This is a genomic window from Nocardioides sp. Z13_37 (assembly GCF_058355585.1).
The window spans coordinates 131,605-151,084 of the sequence record NZ_JBZGDV010000003.1 but is presented as its reverse complement, the minus strand read 5'-3'; the positions used below and the strand labels follow the sequence as shown (position 1 = coordinate 151,084).

General features: G+C 72.1%; 19 protein-coding genes. 17 read left to right on the top strand and 2 right to left on the bottom strand.

Features of this window, described 5'->3' with window-relative positions; all coding sequences use genetic code 11:
* Nucleotides 1–11: 11 nt before the first annotated feature.
* From AC4H2S_RS10350 to AC4H2S_RS10335, 4 genes are all read left to right on the top strand, one after another.
* Nucleotides 12–1,181, top strand: a complete 1,170-nt coding sequence (locus AC4H2S_RS10350) for a site-2 protease family protein (protein ID WP_491496893.1) — start codon at nt 12–14, stop codon at nt 1,179–1,181.
* A 35-nt stretch (nt 1,182–1,216) separates the two neighbouring features.
* The gene (locus AC4H2S_RS10345) at nt 1,217–2,209 is read left to right on the top strand and encodes a tRNA (adenine-N1)-methyltransferase (protein ID WP_491496892.1); all 993 of its coding nucleotides are present in this window, start codon (nt 1,217–1,219) and stop codon (nt 2,207–2,209) included.
* A 188-nt stretch (nt 2,210–2,397) separates the two neighbouring features.
* Nucleotides 2,398–4,143 (top strand): proteasome ATPase, encoded by a 1,746-nt coding sequence (arc, locus tag AC4H2S_RS10340; RefSeq protein ID WP_491496891.1) that lies wholly within the window; start codon nt 2,398–2,400, stop codon nt 4,141–4,143.
* Between the two features lie 7 nt (nt 4,144–4,150).
* Complete coding sequence (locus AC4H2S_RS10335) at nt 4,151–4,522, top strand: hypothetical protein (protein ID WP_491496890.1); 372 nt, start codon at nt 4,151–4,153, stop codon at nt 4,520–4,522.
* A 172-nt stretch (nt 4,523–4,694) separates the two neighbouring features.
* On the opposite strand, the gene AC4H2S_RS10330 is transcribed toward AC4H2S_RS10335, so the two are convergent.
* Nucleotides 4,695–5,318 (bottom strand): class I SAM-dependent methyltransferase, encoded by a 624-nt coding sequence (locus tag AC4H2S_RS10330; RefSeq protein ID WP_491496889.1) that lies wholly within the window; start codon nt 5,316–5,318, stop codon nt 4,695–4,697.
* Nucleotides 5,319–5,321: 3 nt separating this feature from the next.
* Here AC4H2S_RS10330 and dop point away from each other — a divergent pair, with 3 nt between their 5' ends.
* The 4 genes from dop (at nt 5,322) to prcA (ending at nt 9,047) form a co-directional block, all read left to right on the top strand.
* Nucleotides 5,322–6,842: a depupylase/deamidase Dop gene (dop, locus tag AC4H2S_RS10325; RefSeq protein ID WP_491496888.1), complete on the top strand. Its 1,521-nt coding sequence runs from the start codon at nt 5,322–5,324 to the stop codon at nt 6,840–6,842.
* Nucleotides 6,843–7,025: 183 nt separating this feature from the next.
* Nucleotides 7,026–7,223, top strand: coding sequence for a ubiquitin-like protein Pup (locus tag AC4H2S_RS10320; RefSeq protein WP_491496887.1), 198 nt, complete (start codon nt 7,026–7,028; stop codon nt 7,221–7,223).
* On the top strand, nt 7,220–8,050 hold the full coding sequence (gene prcB, locus AC4H2S_RS10315) for a proteasome subunit beta (protein ID WP_491496886.1): 831 nt from the start codon (nt 7,220–7,222) through the stop codon (nt 8,048–8,050). Before AC4H2S_RS10320 ends, prcB begins: the two co-directional genes overlap by 4 nt.
* A 19-nt stretch (nt 8,051–8,069) precedes the next feature.
* Nucleotides 8,070–9,047 carry a proteasome subunit alpha gene (gene prcA, locus AC4H2S_RS10310; RefSeq protein WP_491496885.1) on the top strand — a complete coding sequence of 326 codons (978 nt, stop codon included), beginning with the start codon at nt 8,070–8,072 and terminating at the stop codon, nt 9,045–9,047.
* Here the strand turns inward: prcA and AC4H2S_RS10305 are convergent.
* Nucleotides 8,993–9,523 carry a hypothetical protein gene (locus AC4H2S_RS10305; RefSeq protein WP_491496884.1) on the bottom strand — a complete coding sequence of 177 codons (531 nt, stop codon included), beginning with the start codon at nt 9,521–9,523 and terminating at the stop codon, nt 8,993–8,995. The two genes, prcA and AC4H2S_RS10305, sit on opposite strands and share 55 nt — an antisense overlap.
* Nucleotides 9,524–9,624: 101 nt before the next feature.
* On the opposite strand from AC4H2S_RS10305, the gene pafA reads away from it, so the two are divergent.
* The 9 genes from pafA to AC4H2S_RS10260 all read left to right on the top strand — a co-directional run bounded on the left by pafA (nt 9,625) and on the right by AC4H2S_RS10260 (nt 19,462).
* Nucleotides 9,625–10,986, top strand: coding sequence for a Pup--protein ligase (gene pafA, locus AC4H2S_RS10300; protein ID WP_491496883.1), 1,362 nt, complete (start codon nt 9,625–9,627; stop codon nt 10,984–10,986).
* Between the two features lie 98 nt (nt 10,987–11,084).
* A complete protein-coding gene (locus AC4H2S_RS10295) occupies nt 11,085–12,044 on the top strand; it encodes an FKBP-type peptidyl-prolyl cis-trans isomerase (RefSeq protein ID WP_491496882.1) in 960 nt (319 codons plus the stop codon).
* A 32-nt stretch (nt 12,045–12,076) separates the two neighbouring features.
* Entirely contained in the window at nt 12,077–13,057 is a 981-nt protein-coding gene (locus AC4H2S_RS10290; protein WP_491496881.1) for a helix-turn-helix transcriptional regulator, read from the top strand.
* On the top strand, nt 13,054–14,049 hold the full coding sequence (locus AC4H2S_RS10285) for a helix-turn-helix transcriptional regulator (protein WP_491496880.1): 996 nt from the start codon (nt 13,054–13,056) through the stop codon (nt 14,047–14,049). The genes AC4H2S_RS10290 and AC4H2S_RS10285 overlap by 4 nt, the downstream gene beginning before the upstream one ends.
* Nucleotides 14,050–14,096: 47 nt before the next feature.
* Complete coding sequence (tatA, locus tag AC4H2S_RS10280; protein WP_491496879.1) at nt 14,097–14,408, top strand: twin-arginine translocase TatA/TatE family subunit; 312 nt, start codon at nt 14,097–14,099, stop codon at nt 14,406–14,408.
* A 20-nt stretch (nt 14,409–14,428) separates the two neighbouring features.
* Entirely contained in the window at nt 14,429–15,265 is an 837-nt protein-coding gene (gene tatC / locus AC4H2S_RS10275; protein ID WP_491496878.1) for a twin-arginine translocase subunit TatC, read from the top strand.
* A 23-nt stretch (nt 15,266–15,288) separates the two neighbouring features.
* The gene (locus tag AC4H2S_RS10270; protein ID WP_491496877.1) at nt 15,289–15,687 is read left to right on the top strand and encodes a hypothetical protein; all 399 of its coding nucleotides are present in this window, start codon (nt 15,289–15,291) and stop codon (nt 15,685–15,687) included.
* 68 nt (nt 15,688–15,755) lie between these two features.
* Nucleotides 15,756–16,661: a diacylglycerol kinase gene (locus AC4H2S_RS10265; RefSeq protein ID WP_491496876.1), complete on the top strand. Its 906-nt coding sequence runs from the start codon at nt 15,756–15,758 to the stop codon at nt 16,659–16,661.
* A gap of 68 nt (nt 16,662–16,729) precedes the next feature.
* On the top strand, nt 16,730–19,462 hold the full coding sequence (locus AC4H2S_RS10260; RefSeq protein WP_491497074.1) for a DEAD/DEAH box helicase: 2,733 nt from the start codon (nt 16,730–16,732) through the stop codon (nt 19,460–19,462).
* The last annotated feature ends 18 nt before the right edge of the window (nt 19,463–19,480 follow it).

Genomic DNA, 19,480 nt, shown 5'->3' with positions numbered 1-19,480 from the left:
AGGGTTCAGACGTGGCCGACCCGACCGAACCAGCCCCCGCCGACGCACGTCGTCAGGCGGCGCCCCGCGCGCCGGGCACCTTCCGGATCGGGTCGATCGCCGGCATCGACGTGCTGATCACCACCTCGTGGTTCGTCGTTGCGTTGCTGATCTCCGTCGCGTTCGGTCCGCGCATCGAGGCGGTCGAGCCGGGTCTCGGGTTCTGGAAGTACGTCGCGGGCTTCGTGTTCGCGGTCGTGCTCTACCTCTCCGTGCTGCTCCACGAGGCGTCCCACGCCGTCGTCGCGCAACGCCTCGGCTACGGCGTCACCTCCATCACGCTCCACTTCCTGGGCGGCATGACCGAGATCGACGGCACGTCGCGCAAGCCGCGTCACGAGTTCTGGATCGCCGTGGTCGGCCCGCTGACCTCGATCGCGGTCGGCCTCGTCGCGGGTGCCGCGTGGCTGGTGCTCCCCGACGGCCTGGTGGGCATGGCGGTGGGCGGCCTGGCCGCGTCCAACCTGCTCATCGGCGTGCTCAACCTCGTCCCCGGGCTGCCGCTCGACGGGGGACGGGTGCTCAAGGCGGCCGTGTGGGGAGCCAGCGGCGACCAGCACCGCGGCACCATCGTCGCGGGGTGGGGCGGTCGGATCACCGCGCTGGCGCTGCTCGCGTGGCCGCTCGTGATGGAGCCGTTGACGGGGACGTCGCCGACGTTCCTCGACATCGCGCTGGTCTTCATCCTCGGCCTGTTCCTGTGGACGGGCGCGACGGCGGCCATGGCGCACGCCCAGCTCCGGCGGCGGCTGCCGGCACTGGTCGCGCGGCCGCTCGCGCGTCGTACGCTCACCGTCCCGGAGGACCTCCCGCTCGCCGAGGCCGTGCGCCGGGCCCAGGAGGCACAGGCCGGCAGCATCGTCACCGTCGCCGCAGACGGCACGCCCGTCGGCATCGTCAGCGAGGCGGCCGTGACGGCCATGCCCGCCGACCGGCGCCCGTGGGTCGCGGTGTCCGCGGTGGCCCGCACGATGGAGGACGGGCTGACGCTGCCCGCCACGGTGGCCGGCGAGGACCTCATCATGGCGATCAGCCGCCGTCCGGCCGAGGAGTACCTGCTCGTCGAGGACGACGGCCGCATCTACGGGGTGCTGGCGACCGCCGACGTGGACCGGGCCTTCCGCGACAACGCCCGCCGCTGAGGGAAATCCGGGCTCCGGACACTAGGGTGCGGGCCATGTCCGAGCCGTCCGCACCCTCTCCCGACGTCCCCGCCGAGGCCTGGTCCGGCGTCCACCGCGGCCCCCTGCGCGAGGGCGAGTGGGTGCGCCTGACCGACCAGAAGGGCCGCAAGCACAACTTCGAGCTGGTGGCCGGCAAGCGGTTCTTCTCCAACAAGGGCCACCTCGACCACGACGAGATGATCGGTCGCGACGAGGGCTTCACCGTCACCTCCTCGGCCGGCGGCCAGTACCTCGTCTTCCGGCCGCTGCTCAACGAGTTCGTGGTCTCGATGCCCCGCGGCGCGGCGGTCGTCTACCCCAAGGACGCGGCGCAGATCGTCGCCCTGGCCGACATCTACCCCGGCGCCCGCGTCTTGGAGGCCGGTGCCGGGTCGGGCGCCCTGACCTGCTCGCTGCTGCGTGCCGTGGGTCCGTGGGGACGGGTCACGTCGTTCGAGCTGCGCGAGGAGTTCGCCGAGGTCGCTCGCCGCAACGTGCACCAGTTCTTCTCCGCCCCCGACGGCCAGACGCACCCCGCGTGGGACCTGCGCCTCGGCGACCTCAAGGAGGGCCTCCCGGCCCTCGGCGGCCAGGTCGACCGCGTCATCCTCGACATGCTCGACCCCTGGAACTGCGTCGACGTCGTCGCCGACGCCCTGGTGCCCGGCGGCATCGTGTGCGCCTACGTCGCCACCACGACCCAGCTGTCCCGGGTGGTGGAGACCCTGCGCGCCCACGGCGGCTTCACCGAGCCGCAGCCGTGGGAGTCCATGGTCCGCGACTGGCACGTCGAGGGGCTGGCCGTGCGGCCGGGCCACAAGATGATCGGCCACACGGCGTTCCTGGTCACCGCGCGACGCATGGCCCCGGGGGCGAAGCCGCCGCGCAAGACCCGGCGTCCGGCGCCCGGCGCCTACGGACCCGACTACACCGGCCCGCGCCCCGCTGACGTACCCCCGCACGAGCCGGTCGAACAGCCCGAGGTCGCCCTGCCCGACGAGGCATGAGCGGCATCGAGGTCGTCGACCCCTCACCCCGCTGGGCCGAGCAGCTCGAGGAGGTCGCCGCCGGCCTGCGACTCAACGGGGGGTGACCCCCCGCGCCGGCGGCGTTGCGAAACGGTGAGGCAACACGGCGAGATATCCACTTCCGTCCCGTGGCCGGATGGGTAGTGTCGTGGAACAGGAGGTGCGAGATGTCTGAGCCGACACGCGAGCAACTTGCCACGCAGGTGCGTTACCTGGAGGCCGAGGTCACCGACCTGCGCCGCCGTCTGGAGGACCTGCCCGGACAGTCGCGCGGCCTCGAGAGCCGCCTCGCCGACACGCAGCGATCCCTCGCGGCGGTCTCGAGCCAGAACGAGCGGCTCGCCCAGACGCTGCGCGACGCCCGCGACCAGATCACCACGCTCAAGGAGGAGGTCGACCGGCTGGCGCAGCCGCCGGCGGGCTTCGGCACCTTCCTCGCGCGCAACGACGACGACTCCGTCGACGTGTTCACCGGCGGCCGCAAGCTCCGCGTGAGCGTCAGCCCGGCCGTCGAGCTCGACGGCCTGGTGCGCGGCCAGGAGGTCATGCTCAACGAGGCGCTCAACGTCGTCGCCGCCCTCGACTTCGAGCAGGTCGGCGAGGTCGTGATGCTCAAGGAGATCCTCGCCGACGGCGAGCGCGCGCTGGTGATCGCCAACGCCGACGAGGAGCGGGTCGTCCGCCTCGCCGAGCCGCTGTGCGCCGAGGACGTCACCATCCGCGCCGGCGACTCGCTGCTGCTCGACACCCGCGCGGGCTACGTCTACGAGGTCGTGCCGAAGTCGGAGGTCGAGGAGCTCGTCCTGGAGGAGGTGCCCGACATCGACTACACGCAGATCGGCGGCCTCACCACCCAGATCGACGCCATCCGCGACGCCGTCGAGCTGCCCTACCTCCACCCCGAGCTGTTCCGCGACCACGAGCTCAAGCCCCCCAAGGGCGTGCTGCTCTACGGCCCGCCCGGCTGCGGCAAGACGCTGATCGCCAAGGCGGTCGCCAACTCGCTGGCCAAGAAGGTCTCCGAGCGCACCGGCGCCTCGGGCAAGTCCTACTTCCTCAACATCAAGGGCCCCGAGCTGCTCAACAAGTACGTCGGGGAGACCGAGCGCCACATCCGCCTGGTCTTCCAGCGGGCGCGGGAGAAGGCCTCGCTCGGCACCCCCGTCATCGTGTTCTTCGACGAGATGGACTCGCTGTTCCGCACGCGCGGCTCGGGCGTCTCCTCCGACGTGGAGAACACGATCGTGCCCCAGCTGCTCAGTGAGATCGACGGCGTCGAGGCGCTGGAGAACGTGCTGGTGATCGGCGCCTCCAACCGCGAGGACATGATCGACCCGGCGATCCTGCGCCCCGGGCGGCTCGACGTGAAGATCAAGATCGAGCGCCCCGACGCCGAGTCGGCGCGCGACATCTTCTCCAAGTACCTCACCCCGAGCCTGCCGCTGCACGCCGAGGACCTCGCCGAGTTCGGCCAGGACCGCACCGCCACCGTCAACGCGATGATCCGCGCCACGGTCGAGCGGATGTACACCGAGTCGGAGGAGAACCGCTTCCTCGAGGTCACCTACGCCAACGGCGACAAGGAGGTCCTCTACTTCAAGGACTTCAACTCCGGCGCGATGATCCAGAACATCGTCGACCGCGCCAAGAAGATGGCGATCAAGGACTTCCTCGACAGCGACCTCAACCCCGCCCAGCGCGGGCTTCGGGTCCAGCACATGCTCCAGGCGTGCGTCGACGAGTTCAAGGAGAACGAGGACCTGCCCAACACCACCAACCCCGACGACTGGGCGCGGATCTCGGGCAAGAAGGGCGAGCGGATCGTCTTCATCCGCACGCTCATCACCGGCAAGCAGGGCACCGAGCCGGGGCGGTCGATCGACACCGTCGCCAACACCGGCCAGTACCTCTGAGACACCGGTGGCGACCCCCGACGAGGACCTCGGCCACCGCGACATCGAGGCTGCCCTCGAGACCCGCCGAGAGCTCGGCGCGCGCTACGACGCCGAGCTCGTCGACGGGTTCGCCGAGCGCATCCAGCGGGCCGTGGAGCAGCGGGTCGCCGAGGAGCGCGCGCTCGAACGCCGCCAGTCGAGGGGCGACGACGGGGCGCGGATCCGGCAGTTCGTTCTCGGACTCGTCTCCGTCGGGGCGGGCATCCCGATCACCGTCGCCACCACCGTCGCCACCGACGGATGGGGCCTACCCGCCGTGGTCGTCGCCTGGCTGGGCATCGTCGGCGTCAACGCCGCCCACGCCTCCACGGTCAATGGGCAGCGGCGCGCTCCCTGAGCCTCCTGGGAGGGGTTGCCATCCGGCCAGCAACCACTAGGTTGTGCGGATGCGAACCATCCTGATCATCGTCGTCGTCGTCGTTGTCGTGCTCTTCCTCGTGGGGTTCCTGCGCCGCGGCCGTTGATCCCGGCCCGCATCAGGCCCCCACATCCGGACCCTGGCCCGGACGTCAGCCGGCCTCGAGCCGGTAGACGTAGGTCCAGGGCCGCGACACTCCCGGTCCCGGGAGGTAGGACTGGTCGAGCTCGTCGACCCGCCAGCCGGCGTCCGTCGCCAGCGCGACGACGTCGCGGGTGAGGTGGCAGCCCCCTGCGACGGCGCGCTGCACGGGCTCGAGGCGCCGCTGCCAGCGTCGTACGGACTCCTCGGGAGCCGTGCCGTGCTCCAGCACGTGCAGTCGCCCGCCCACGCCCACGACCCGCCGCGCCTCGCGCAGCGCCGCCACCGGGTCGGGGATCGTGCACAGGCTGAACGTCACCAGCGCGCTGTCGTGGGAGCCGTCGGGCAGGTCGAGGCGCTGGCCGTCGAGGCCCGCGCGATCGATCGGCACGCCGCCGCGCGCCCGTCGTGGCCCGGAGAGCTCCCAGCCCAGGTGGGAGGGCTCGATCGCGGTCACCGACGTGACCGCCGGGGGATACCAGCGCACGTTCAGCCCGCTGCCGAAGCCGACCTCGAGCACCCGCCCGGTGAGGCCGGCACAGGCGAGCGCGCGCAGGTCGCCCACCTCGTGGCCGCGCAGGCTCAGGTCGGTCAGTCGCGGCACCACCCGCTCGTCCCACACCCGTAGGCTCATCACATGAGCGTACGACGCGTGATGGGCACGGAGGTCGAGTACGGGATCTCGGTGCAGGGACTGCCGTCGGCCAACCCGATGGTCGCCTCGTCGCAGATCGTCAACGCCTACGCCAGCTCGACGGTGCGGGCCAGGCGGGCGCGCTGGGACTTCGAGGAGGAGTCGCCGCTGCGCGACGCGCGCGGCTTCGACATGGCTCGCCAGGTGGCCGACGCGAGCCAGCTCACCGACGAGGACCTCGGCCTGGCCAACGTCATCCTCACCAACGGCGCACGGCTCTACGTCGACCATGCGCACCCGGAGTACTCCTCGCCCGAGGTCACGACGCCGCTCGACGTCGTGCGCTGGGAGAAGGCGGGGGAGCAGGTGATGCTCGACGCCTCGCGGATGGCCGCGCAGGTGCCCGGCAGCGCGCCGATCCTGCTCTACAAGAACAACACCGACAACAAGGGCGCCTCCTACGGGGCCCACGAGAACTACCTGATGCGACGCTCGACGCCGTTCGCCGAGATCGTGCGGCACCTGACGCCGTTCTTCGTCTCCCGCCAGGTCGTCACGGGCGCGGGGCGGGTGGGCATCGGCCAGGACGGGCGCGACACCACCGCCGAGCGCGGCTTCCAGATCAGCCAGCGCGCCGACTACTTCGAGGTCGAGGTCGGCCTCGAGACGACGCTGAAGCGACCGATCATCAACACCCGCGACGAGCCGCACGCCGACCCGGCGATCTACCGCCGCCTGCACGTCATCCTCGGCGACGCCAACCTCGCCGAGGTCTCGATCTACCTCAAGTCCGGCACCACCTCGCTCGTGCTCGCCATGATCGAGGACGGCTTCATCGACCGTGACCTCAGCGTCGACGGGGCCGTCAAGGCGCTGCGCGACGTCTCGCACGACCCGACGCTCCAGCACCTCGTCACCCTGCGCGACGGGCGCCGGCTCACCGCCGTGCAGCTGCAGCTGGAGTACCTCGAGCTCGCCCGCAAGTACGTCGAGGACCGCTATGGCGCCGACGCCGACGAGCAGACCGTCGACGTCCTCGCGCGCTGGGAGTCGGTGCTGACCCGCCTCGAGCGCGACCCCTTCGAGTGCGCCGCCGAGCTCGACTGGGTCGCCAAGCTCAAGCTGCTGCGCCAGTACCGCGACCGCGACGACCTCGACTGGGACGACGCCAAGCTGCACCTGATCGACCTGCAGTACGCCGACGTGCGCCCCGACAAGGGCCTCTACCACCGCCTCGCCGCCGCGGGCCGCATCGAGCGACTGCTCGACGACGCCACCATTGAGGCAGCCATGCACGACCCGCCGACCGACACCCGCGCCTACTTCCGCGGTCGCTGCCTCGACAAGTACGCCGACTCGGTGGCCGCCGCGTCCTGGGACTCGGTGATCTTCGACCTCCCGGGGCGCGAGTCCCTCCAGCGCGTCCCGACGATCGACCCGCTCCGCGGCACCCGCGCCCACGTCGGCGAGCTGATCGATCGCTGCGACACCGCCCAGGCGCTCGTCGCCGCGATCACCCGCTGACCGGCGCCCGGGGCGCGCGTTCCGCCTGCTGTCGGAGTCCCCGCTCGAGCGGGGACTCCGACACCTGGAGGCCGTTGCAACCCCCTCCAGGTGTCGGACTTCCCCGCCAAGTACGACGGCGACGCGCCGGGCGCCGAGGTGGGACGTCCTTGTGGCGTCGGTGGGAGTGGATAGGGTCGAGTCATGGCCCAGGAGCAGAAGCAGCCGCGCAAGTCCTCGCAGGAGGAGACGGCGACCGAGGAGGTCACCGAGACCGACGTCGCCGAGCGCAAGGAGATGATCGACGAGGACGTCGACGCGATCCTCGACGAGATCGACGAGGTCCTCGAGACCAACGCCGAGGACTTCGTGAAGTCGTTCATCCAGAAGGGCGGACAGTGAGCGAGAGCCGCCTGCCCACGGCGTTCATGACTCCCGGCACGTCGAGCTTCGCCGACTTCCTCGGCGCGCAGGCCCCCGACCTGCTGCCGTCGCGCCGCGCCGTGCCCGCCGGTGACGCCGGCGACCTCGCCCCGCACGGCACCACCATCGTCGCTGCCACGTTCGACGGCGGCGTCGTGATGGCCGGCGACCGCCGGGCCACGATGGGCAACATCATCGCCCAGCGCGACATCGAGAAGGTCTTCCCGGCCGACGAGTTCTCCGTGGTCGGCATCGCCGGCACGGCGGGCCTGGCGGTGGAGATGGTGCGGCTGTTCCAGACCGAGCTGGAGCACTACGAGAAGATCGAGGGCACCACGCTGTCGATGGACGGCAAGGCCAACCGCCTCGCGGCCCTGATCCGCGCCAACCTCGGCCTGGCGATGCAGGGCCTGGCCGTCGTACCGCTCTTCGCCGGCTACGACGTCGCCGCCGGCCAGGGCCGGATCTTCAGCTACGACGTGACCGGCGGGCGCTACGAGGAGACGGCCTTCCACTCGGTCGGCTCGGGCTCGCTGTTCGCTCGCGGGTCGCTCAAGAAGCTCTACCGCGACGACCTCGACGCCGAGGGAGCCGTCACCGCCGTGGTCCAGGCCCTCTACGACGCCGCCGACGACGACTCGGCGACCGGCGGTCCCGACCTCACGCGGCGGATCTTCCCGGTCGTCCACGTGATCACCCCCGACGGCGGCCACCGGCTGACCGACGCGGAGGTCGCCGTCATCGCCGACCGGATGATCGCCGCCCGCATGCTGCGGCCCGACGGCCCCGCCGCGCCCCTCACCTGACGCAGGAGTCACCCATCCCATGAGCATGCCGTTCTACGTCTCGCCCGAGCAGCTGATGAAGGACCGGGCCGACTTCGCCCGCAAGGGCATCGCCCGCGGTCGATCCGTCATCGCGGTCCAGTACGCCGACGGCGTGCTGTTCGTCTCGGAGAACCCCTCCCAGGCGCTGCACAAGGTGAGCGAGATCTACGACCGGATCGCCTTCGCGGCGGTCGGTCGCTACAACGAGTTCGAGAACCTCCGCATCGCCGGCGTCCGCCTCGCCGACATGCGCGGCTACGCCTACGACCGCCGCGACGTCACCGGCCGCGGGCTCGCCAACGCCTACGCCCAGACCCTCGGCACGATCTTCTCCTCCGGTGGCGAGAAGCCCTACGAGGTCGAGATCTTCGTCGCCGAGATCGGCGACGCGCCCGAGGACGACCAGCTCTACCGGCTCACCTACGACGGCCAGGTGGCCGACGAGCACGGCTACGCCGTGATGGGTGGTGCCGCCGACGTCGTGGCGAGCTACCTGGCCGAGCACTACGTCGCCGGTGCCTCGCTCGAGGACGTCCTCCGCGTGGCCGTGGCGGCGCTGGGCCACAGCGACACCGAGGACCGGGTGATCCCCGCCGACGCCCTCGAGGTCGCCGCGCTCGACCGCACCCGCACCCAGCCGCGCAAGTTCCTGCGCGTGCGGGCCTCCCGCATCACCGAGATCCTCGGCGGACGCGGCCCGGAGCAGGCCGGCGAGGCCGCTCCCGAGGACGCCCTCGCCGGGGCCGGTCCCCGGCAGTCCGGCGAGGACGACCCGGCCGACCCGACCGACCAGGTCTCCGGGGCGGTCGCGCCCCTGGAGGACCCCGTCACCGCCGAGCCGCCCGCCGAGCCGCCCGTGGCGCCCCCGGTCGCGCCGCCGACGACCCCGCCGCCCGCGACGCCGCCGTCTCCGGGTCCTGGTCAGCCGCCGGCCCCGGGCACCCCTCCGCCGCCCACCGAGCCGGGCGAGGTCTGAGCCTGCCGGTCCGCCTCGCGGCGGGCCGCGACCCGGCGGTCGACCGCGCTGATCGCCAGCGAGCTACCCGCCGCCGCCACGCCCATCCACAGGCGCGGGCGGCGTACGCCGTGCCGGCGCAGCCAGCCCTCGGCCCAGCCGTCGAGCGCCTCGGTGCCCCGGCTCGTGCCGGCGACGACGAGACACGTGGCCACGCCGACGGCCGCCGCGGCTCCCCGGCCCAGCGCCGAGGCGTCACCGCCCTGACCGGCTCCCGGGGCGAAGCGCCCCGGGTCGTGGGCGAGCAGCGCGGCCCCAGCGCCCGCCAGCGCTCCCATCCCGCCGTGCATCGCCCAGCGCGCCGGTCGTGACCAGCGCTGCATCGGCAGGCGCGCGGTCGCGAGGCCGGTGAGCGCTGCGGTCACGAGGTGGGCCGGCCACGAGTCGAGCGCGCTCGTTCGCGGGGGGCGTGCAGGGGCGAGGAGGGTGTCGTCCATGCCCGGAAAGATAGATGCCGACGCAAGCAGCATCGACCGCCCACCGGGATTTCGGTGCGTGGCGGCCCGCCGCGCGTGGCACCCGGTCCTAGGGTGTGGACATGGACCGGCGCATCTTCGGCATCGAGAACGAGTACGGCGTCACGTGCACGTTCAAGGGGCAGCGCCGGCTCAGCCCCGACGAGGTGGCGCGCTACCTCTTCCGCAAGGTCGTGAGCTGGGGTCGTTCGTCCAACGTCTTCCTGCGCAACGGCGCCCGTCTCTACCTCGACGTCGGCAGCCACCCGGAGTACGCCACCCCCGAGTGCGACGACATCGTCGACCTCGTCACGCACGACAAGGCGGGGGAGCGGATCCTCGAGGGCCTGCTGCTCGACGCCGAGCAGCGCCTCCACGAGGAGGGCATCGCGGGTGACATCTACCTGTTCAAGAACAACACCGACTCCGCCGGGAACTCCTACGGCTGCCACGAGAACTACCTCGTCGGCCGCGCCGGGGAGTTCAGCCGGCTGGCCGACATCCTGATCCCCTTCCTGGTGACCCGCCAGATCGTGGTCGGTGCGGGCAAGGTCGTGACGACCCCGCGGGGCGCGTCGTACAGCGTGAGCCAGCGCGCGGAGCACATCTGGGAGGGCGTCAGCAGCGCCACCACCCGCAGCCGGCCGATCATCAACACCCGTGACGAGCCGCACGCCGACGCGGAGCGGTTCCGCCGGCTGCACGTGATCGTCGGCGACTCCAACATGAGCGAGACCACCACCCTGCTCAAGGTCGCCTCCTGCGACCTGGTGCTCCGCATGATCGAGGAGGGGGTGGTGATGCGCGACCTCACCATGGAGAACCCCATCCGGGCCATTCGCGAGATCAGCCACGACACCACCGGGCGCCGCAAGGTCCGCCTGGCCAACGGTCGCGAGGCGAGCGCGCTGGAGATCCAGGGCGAGTACCTCTCCAAGGCCCGCGACTTCGTCGACCGCCGCCAGATCTCCACGCCCACGATCGAGCGGGCGCTCGACCTGTGGGAGCGCGGGCTCAAGGCCGTCGAGTCCGACGACCTGGGCCTGGTGGACCGCGAGATCGACTGGGTCATCAAGCTCAAGCTCATCGAGCGCTACCGCGCCAAGCACGGCCTCTCCCTGGGCGATGCCCGCATCGCCCAGCTCGACCTGGCCTACCACGACATCCATCGGGGCCGCGGCCTCTACTACCTGCTGGAGAAGCGCGGCGCCGTCGCCCGGGTGAGCAGCGACCTCAAGATCTTCGAGGCCAAGAGCGTGCCGCCGCAGAACACCCGCGCCCGGCTGCGTGGCGAGTTCATCCGGCGCGCGCAGGAGCGCCGCCGCGACTTCACCGTCGACTGGGTGCACCTCAAGCTCAACGACCAGGCGCAGCGCACCGTGCTCTGCAAGGACCCGTTCAAGGCCTACGACGAGCGCGTCCAGCGGCTGATCGACGGCATGTGAGGATCCCGTGACCGGCCCGTGCCGGTGTCGCGGCCTGTCGCGTGGGGGTTGCTGGATAGGGTGACCGGGCAACGCCGACCGATCGAACAGGTGAATCCGTGTCTCGTGTACGTTCCGCTGCCCTCAGCGGTGTCCTCGCCCTCAGCATGCTCGGACTGGCCGCGTGCGGCTCCGAGTCCAGCGACACCGACGAAGGGGGCGCGCCGCTGAGCTCGGTGACCATCGAGGGCAAGCAGGGCGAGGAGCCCAAGGTGACCTTCGACGGCCGCCTCGACGGCTCCAGGGACGAGACCGAGATCCTCGTGGAGGGCGACGGCGACGAGGTCGCCGACGGTGACACCGTCAAGGCCAACTGGTGGATCGGCAACGGCTTCACCGAGGAGGAGGCGCAGACCACCTGGACCAAGGACGGCGCGCCGCAGTCGGTCGAGATGTCCGAGGACGTCCTGCCGTTCCTGCGCGAGGCCATCATCGGCAACCAGGTGGGCGACCGCGTCGTCCTGCTGACCTCCGCGGAGCGGGCGTTCGGCGAGGGCGGTCGCCCCGACATCGGCATCGGCAACCGCGACGCCGTGCTGGCGATCGTCGACATCCTCGACACGGCCGAGACCGTGCCGCCCCTCGACGGCCCCCAGGGCGAGGACAAGAAGCCCGCGGGCTGGGCGCCGACCCTGATCGAGAAGGACGGCGTGATCACCGGGCTCGACTTCACCACGGCCCACAAGCCCAGCGGCGAGCTGATCGCCACCACGCTGGTCAAGGGCGACGGCCCGAAGGTGAAGGCCGGGCAGACCCTGACCGTCAACTACCTCGGCCAGGTCTACGAGGCCGACGAGCCCTTCGACGAGTCCTACAGCGGCGAGCCGGCCGAGTTCCCCATCGGCGTCGGCCAGGTCATCCCGGGCTGGGACGAGCGCCTGGTCGGACGCACCGTCGGCTCGCGAGTGATCCTCGAGATCCCGCCGGCCAAGGGCTACGGCGAGAAGGGCAACGAGCAGGCCGGCATCAAGGGCACCGACACCCTGTTCTTCGTCGTCGACATCCTGGCCGCCTCCTGATCCAGGGGCACACCGGAAGAGCAGGGGGAGGCATGGCGACGCCACGGGCAGAGCGGCTGATGAACCTGCACATCCTGCTGCTCGGAGCCAAGCGCTTCATCGGCAAGGACGCGATCCGCGAGGCGTGCTATCCCGAGCACGCCCGCGGGCCGGCCGGCGACGAGGCGTTCGAGCGGGCCTTCGAGCGCGACAAGGAGGCGCTGCGCCAGATCGGCGCGGTCATCGAGGTCGGCAGCGCGGACGCGTTCTTCGACGACGAGATCGGCTACCGCATCCCCACTGAGCAGACGTCACTGCCCGAGATCCGCTTCGAGTCCGACGAGGCCGCCGTGCTGGGCCTCGCCGCGCAGGTCTGGCAGCAGGCGACCCTGGCCAAGGCGACCGGTCGCGCGCTGGCCAAGCTCAAGGGCCAGGGCGTCGAGATCGACCCGTCGCGCCTCGAGGTCGTCGCTCCCGCCATCACCGCCGACGAGCCGGCTTTCGAGCCGCTGTGGGACGCGACCGGCAAGCGCCGCCAGGTCAGCTTCCCCTACCAGCGCGCCGACGAGACCGAGCCGACCACCCGGCGGGTCCAGCCGTGGGGGCTGGTGCGGTCCTCGGGCCGCTGGTACGTCGTCGGCTTCGACGTCGACCGCGGTGCCGAGCGCGTCTTCCGGCTCTCGCGCATCGTCGGCCCGGTCCGGGCCACCGGTCGGTCCGGGGCGTACGACGTCCCCCCGGGCACCGACATCCGCGACGTCGCGCGGCGGCTCTCGCCGTCGGTGCCGTCGGTTCGCGCGGAGATCCGGGTGCGGCAGGGCACCGGGGTCGGCCTGCGCCGGCGCGCGGAGTCGGTCACCCCGCTCGGGGACCGTCCCGGCTGGGACGCCGTGGTGGTCGAGGGGCCGGTGCCCGACCTGTCCGACGAGGTGCTCACCTGCGGTGCCGACGCGGTCGTCGAGGCGCCGCAGTCGCTGCGCGACGACGTCGTCGCCCGGCTGCGCGCCGTGGCCGGAGCGGGGGAGGAGCGATGACCGCCCAGGCCGGCGACACCGCCCCCGACCAGGTCGCGCGCCTGCTCGCGCTGGTGCCCTACCTGCTCGCCCGCGGCGAGGTACGCCTCGAGGACGCCGCGGCCCACTTCGGCACCGACGCCGAGCAGATCGAGCGCGACCTGCGGCTGCTGTTCATGACCGGGCTCTCCCCGGGGCTGCCCGGCGACCTGATCGAGGTCGACCTCGAGGCGCTCGAGGGCGACCGGGTCATCAGGGTCGACAACGCCGACTACCTCGCCCGCCCGGTGCGCTTCTCGCCGGCCGAGGCCACCTCGCTGGTGGTCGCGCTGCGCACGATGGTCGAGACCGCGCCGGCCGAGGCGCGCGAGGTGATCGAGCGCACCCTGACCAAGCTGGAGGAGGCGGCGGGCCAGGACGACGAGAGCCTCCTGCGCCTCCACGTCGCGCCCACCCCGCTCGAGCGCAGCGCCGTGGTGCCGGTGCTGGAGTCGGCGATCGCGCACGGCCACCAGGTCGAGATCACCTACCACGTCCCCTCGCGCGACCAGGAGTCCACGAGGCTCGTCGACCCGCGCGGCCTCGCTCGCGTCGAGGACCTGCTCTACCTCGACGCCTGGTGCCACACCGCCGGCGGCGACCGGGCGTTCCGCGTGGACCGCATCGTGGCCGCCACCGAGCTCGACAGCCCGGTCGCCGACCCGGGGGCGCGCGCCCGCGACCTGACCGGCGGCTGGTTCAGCGATGCCGAGACCACGACCGTGACGCTGCGGCTGGCTCCGCCCGCGCGGTGGGTCGCCGAGTACTTCCCCGTGACCGGGCGCCGTCCCGGTCCCGACAGCACGCTCGACGTCGATCTGGAGGTGGCCAGCGAGGAGTGGGCGAAGTCCCTGCTGCTGCGCCTGGCACCGCACGCGACGCTGCTCGCACCCACGGCCTGGGCCGAGGCGTTCACGGCAGCGGTCCGAGCGGCGCTCCGCCTCTACGACGACGACGGCGTAGACTCCGGGTGACCGGCCGAGCGACATCCACACAACCGCACGAATGACGGAGTGAGACCATGTTCAACCCGATGATCGGCATGCCGCAGGGTCTCGAGTGGCTTGTGATCCTGGCGATCGTGGTGCTCGTGTTCGGTGCCGCCAAGCTGCCCGACCTCGCCCGCAGCTCCGGCCAGGCGCTCCGCATCTTCAAGACGGAGACCAAGGGCCTGCGCGACGACGACGACACCGACAAGACGCCCGAGCAGCGCGAGCTCGAGGCGCGCGCCAAGGCCGCCGACCCCGCCCACGACCCGTCCCACGACCGTGCCCCCCGGGGTGACGCGTCGGGTGAGGTGCTCCGCGAGCGGCGCGACGACACCACCGCCTGAGTGCAGGAGCCCCGAGGAGCGTGAGGATCGCCGGTCTCGTCGGCCTGTTCAAGGGGCCGCCGAAGGACGCCGTGGGCCCCGACGGCCGGATGGCGCTCGCCGACCACTTCCGCGAGTTCCGCGCCCGGCTGCTGCGCTGCCTGCTCGTGTTCGTGCTGGCGCTCGCCGTGGCGCTGCTGTTCCGGCACTTCCTGATCGACCTCGTCTACGGTCCCTACGAGGATGCGCAGGCCAAGCTCCCCGAGGGCACCACCACCGCGACCACCAGCGGCGCCGGGGCCGGGCTCCTGCTCTGGCTGACGCTGTGCGGGTTCGCCGCCGCGATCGTGACCGCGCCCTACTGGCTCTACCAGATATGGGCGTTCGTGCTCCCCGGCCTCTACGAGCAGGAGCGGAGGATGAGCCGCATCTTCGTGGCCGTCGCCGGGCCGCTCTTCCTCGCCGGCATCGTCCTGGGCTACCTGACGCTGCCCGTGGCGCTCGAGGTGCTCATCGGCTTCAACCCCGAGGGCGTCACCAACCTCATCGACTTCAACGACTACCTGCAGTTCTTCACCCGCACCCTGTTCGTGTTCGGGCTGGCGTTCAACATCCCCGTCTTCGTGGTGCTGCTCAACTTCGCCGGCGTCGTCAAGGGGTCCTCCCTCAAGGCCTACCGGCCGTGGATCATCATCGGCACCTTCGTGTTCGCCGCCGTCGCCACGCCCTCGGCCGACCCCTTCACCATGACGCTGATGGCGGTGCCGATGGTGCTGCTGTTCTTCGCCTCCGAGGCGATCGCGCGGTTCAACGACCGCAGGCGCGAGCGGCGCGCGCCCAACGCCGGGCTTGCACCGGACGAGCTGTCCTCCCTCTGAGGACGCTCTGACAGGGTGGTGCCATGCACGACGCCGCCCTCACCGACACCGACCCGTTCGACCTGCCGGAGTGGCTGGGCACCAGCGACGTGGTCTGGCGCGCCGACGCCGGCCTGGGCACCGGGCACCTGGTGGAGGGACGGCTGACCGCCGCGGAGGACCCGGCGCTGGAGATCGTGTGCGACCTGCTGGCGGTCGACGAGGCCTATCCCGCTCCGGTGGTGGACGACGCGACCCGGCTGCGGGTGCACCAGGCGTGGCGGCACGGGCAGGTCGTGGTCGGCGAGCGCGGCTCGCGGCTGGCCCTGGCCGTCCCGGGCACCGGGTTCGGCCCCGAGCTGGTCCTCGACGCTCTCGGCCGGCTCGCCCGCGCGGTGGGCGCCCGCCCGGAGCGCTACGCCGCCCTGCTGCGGCTCGGCTGACCCACCCGCGGCGCCCGCCCGCGGCGTACCCGGCCGCCCGAGTCGGTGCCGGGGGATAGGGTCGCGCCATGCTCCACCCCGCGGCTCCCGAGCACCAGGTGCGAGGGCGCGAGATCGCCCTGCTCACCAATCCGACGGCCGGCGGTGGCCGTGGAGCCCGGCACCGCGACGTCGCGCTCGTCCGGCTCCGCGAGAGCGGCTTCGTGGTGCGCAACCTCCAGGGCCGCGACGCCGACGAGGCCGCCGACCTGGCCAGCGCGTGCGTCGCCGACGGCGTCGAGGCGCTCGTGCTGTGCGGCGGCGACGGGCTGGTCCACCTCGGGGTGCAGGCGGTGGCCGGCACCGGTGTGCCCCTCGGCCTGATCCCCAGCGGCACCGGCAACGACTACGCGCGCTACCTCGGCCTCCCGCGCACCGACCCGCTCGCGGCCGCCGACCGGGTCATCGCCTCCCGGCGACGCACCATCGACCTCGCCCGCAGCGGCGATCGCTGGTTCGTCACGGTGCTCGCCGCCGGGTTCGACGCGATCGTCAACGAGCGCGCCAACGCGATGACGTGGCCGCGCGGCCAGATGCGCTACAGCCTCGCCACCCTCGCCGAGCTGCGCACCTTCCGGCCCATTCCCTACGTGCTGCAGCTCGACGACGACACGGTGGAGCACGAGGCGATGCTCGTCGCGGTGGGCAACGGGCCGTCGTTCGGTGGCGGGATGCGCATCACCGAGGGGGCGCTACTCGACGACGGGCTGCTCGACGTCGTCGTGATCACCCGGATGAGCAAGTCCAAGCTCGTGCGCTCCTACCCGCGCCTGTTCACCGGCAAGGTCGACGGCGTCACCGAGTACGTCCACCGCCGGGTGCGCTCGGTGACCGTCGCGGCGCCCGGCATCGTGTCGTACGCGGACGGCGAGCGCTTCGCCCCGCTGCCCCTGACCATCGACTGCGTCCCCGGCGCCCTGGAGGTGATCGCGTGAGCGAGCACGACGACCAGCCCACCCCGGCCGAGCGCTACGCCGCGTTCCGGCGCGACAAGCCCTACCCGATGCTCAAGGACTTCTCCGGCCTCTACGGCTTCGAGCTCGACGACTTCCAGGTGCGTGCCTGCCGTGAGATCGAGGACGGGCGGGGGGTGCTCGTCGCGGCCCCGACCGGGTCGGGCAAGACGATCGTGGGCGAGTTCGCCATCCACCTGGCCCTGCAGACCGGGCGCAAGGCGTTCTACACCACGCCCATCAAGGCGCTGTCCAACCAGAAGTACCACGACCTGGTCAAGCGCTACGGCGCCGCCAACGTCGGCCTGCTGACCGGCGACAACGTCGTCAACGGCGAGGCGCCGGTGGTGGTGATGACCACCGAGGTGCTGCGCAACATGCTCTACGCGGGCTCGCGCACGCTGCTCAACCTCGGCTTCGTGGTGATGGACGAGGTGCACTACCTCGCCGACCGGATGCGCGGCGCGGTGTGGGAGGAGGTCATCATCCACCTGCCGGAGTCCGTGACGCTGGTGTCGCTGTCGGCGACGGTGTCCAACGCCGAGGAGTTCGGCGAGTGGCTGGAGACCGTGCGCGGCGAGACCACCACCATCGTGGAGGAGAAGCGGCCGGTGCCGCTGTTCCAGCACGTCATGGTGGGGCGCCGCCTGCTCGACCTGTTCGCGTCCTCCGACGTCGACGCGAGCGCCGGGTTCGTCAAGGAGGGCGCGCCGGTCAACGACGAGCTCACCCGCATCGCCCGCGACGACTGGGCCAGCTCCCGGCTGATGCGGGACCGGCGCTCGCCGCGCAAGGGCAAGCCCGGCTCGTCGAAGAACCCCCGCGCCGTCGGCAACGGCCGCCGGGTGTGGATCCCGAGCCGCGTCGACGTCGTCGAGCGCCTCGACCGTGAGGGCCTGCTCCCGGCGATCGTCTTCATCTTCAGCAGGGCCGGCTGCGACGCCGCCGTCAGCCAGCTCGTCCAGGCCAACACCCGGCTCACGACGGCGGCCGAGCGCGACGAGATCTTCGCGCGGGTCGAGGAGGCCTCCCGCACCCTGCCCGAGGAGGACCTCCACGTCCTGGGCTACCACGAGTTCCTCGACGGCCTGACCCGCGGCGTCGCCGCCCACCACGCCGGGCTGCTGCCGGCGTTCAAGCAGGTCGTCGAGGAGCTGTTCCAGGACGGCCTGGTCAAGGTCGTCTTCGCGACCGAGACGCTGGCCCTCGGCATCAACATGCCCGCGCGCACGGTCGTGATCGAGAAGCTCTCGAAGTGGAACGGCGAGACCCACGCCGAGCTGACCCCGGGGGAGTACACCCAGCTGACCGGGCGGGCCGGTCGTCGCGGGCTCGACATCGAGGGGCACGGCGTCGTGCTCTACCAGCCAGGGATGAACCCCCGCGAGGTCGCCGGCCTCGCCTCCACCCGCACCTACCCGCTGCGCTCGTCGTTCCGCCCGTCCTACAACATGGCGGTCAACCTCGTGCACCAGTTCGGCCGCGCGCGCTCGCGTGAGCTGCTCGAGCAGTCCTTCGCCCAGTTCCAGGCCGACAAGGCCGTCGTCGGGCTGGCCCGGCAGGTGCACAAGGCGGAGGAGGCCCTCGACGGCTACCGCGAGGCCGCGACCTGCCACCTCGGCGACTTCATGGAGTACGCCGCCCTGCGCCGGCGCATCTCCGACCTCGAGAAGGGCGCCGCGCGCGAGCGCCGCCTCGACCGGCGCGAGGAGGCGATGCAGTCCCTCGGCAAGCTGCGTCCCGGCGACGTGATCCACGTGCCGGCCGGCAAGTTCAGCGGCCTCGCGGTGGTGATCGACCCGGGACACTCCGGCGACGAGCCGCGCCCCTACGTCGTCACGGCCGACCGGCAGGCCAGGCGGCTGGCGCCGATGGACTTCCCGACGCCGGTCGAGGCCATCGGCCGGCTGCGGATCCCCAAGTCGTTCAACGGCCGCAACCCCGCCATGCGTCGCGACCTCGCCACCGCGCTGCGCGCCAAGGCACGCGGCCTCGACGCCCCCGGTGAGCGGCGCACCCGGCCGCGCGACTCGTTCAGCGACACCCCTGCCGACCGGGAGATCGGCCGGCTGCGCGCCGAGCTGAAGGCCCATCCGTGCCACCAGTGCCCCGAGCGCGAGGACCACGCCCGCTGGGCGGAGCGCTGGTTCAAGCTCGAGCGCGACACCGAGACCCTCAAGCGCCGCGTCGACAACCGCACCAACACCGTCGCGCGCACCTTCGACCGGGTGTGCGACGTGCTGACGGCTCTCGACTACCTCGAGGGCGACACGGTCACCGAGAAGGGCTCGCACCTGCGGCGCCTCTACACCGACATGGACCTCGTCGCCGCGGAGGCGATCCGGGCCGGGCTGTTCGACGCTCTCGCGCCGTCCGAGCTGGCGGCGGTGCTCTCGGCGCTGGTCTTCGAGGCGCGGCGCGCCGACGACGCGTCCTCGCCGAAGATGCCCGGTGGGCAGGTGCGGCCGGTGCTGGCCGAGCTCGTGCGCGTCTGGGGCCAGCTCGACGCCCTGGAGCGCGACCACCGCCTCGACTTCCTGCGCGAGCCCGACGTCGGGTTCGCGTGGGCGGCGTGGCGCTGGGCCGAGGGCGACGACCTCGACGACGTGCTGATGGTCACCGGGCTGTCGGCCGGCGACTTCGTCCGCTGGATGAAGCAGCTGCTCGACCTCTGTGGCCAGGTCGCCGACGCGGCGGGGGAGCGTGAGCTGCGCGAGACGGCACGGGCGACCGCCAGGCTGCTCAAGCGGGGCGTGATCGCCTACAGCGTCCTGGCCGACTGACGACCCAGAGAGTCCACG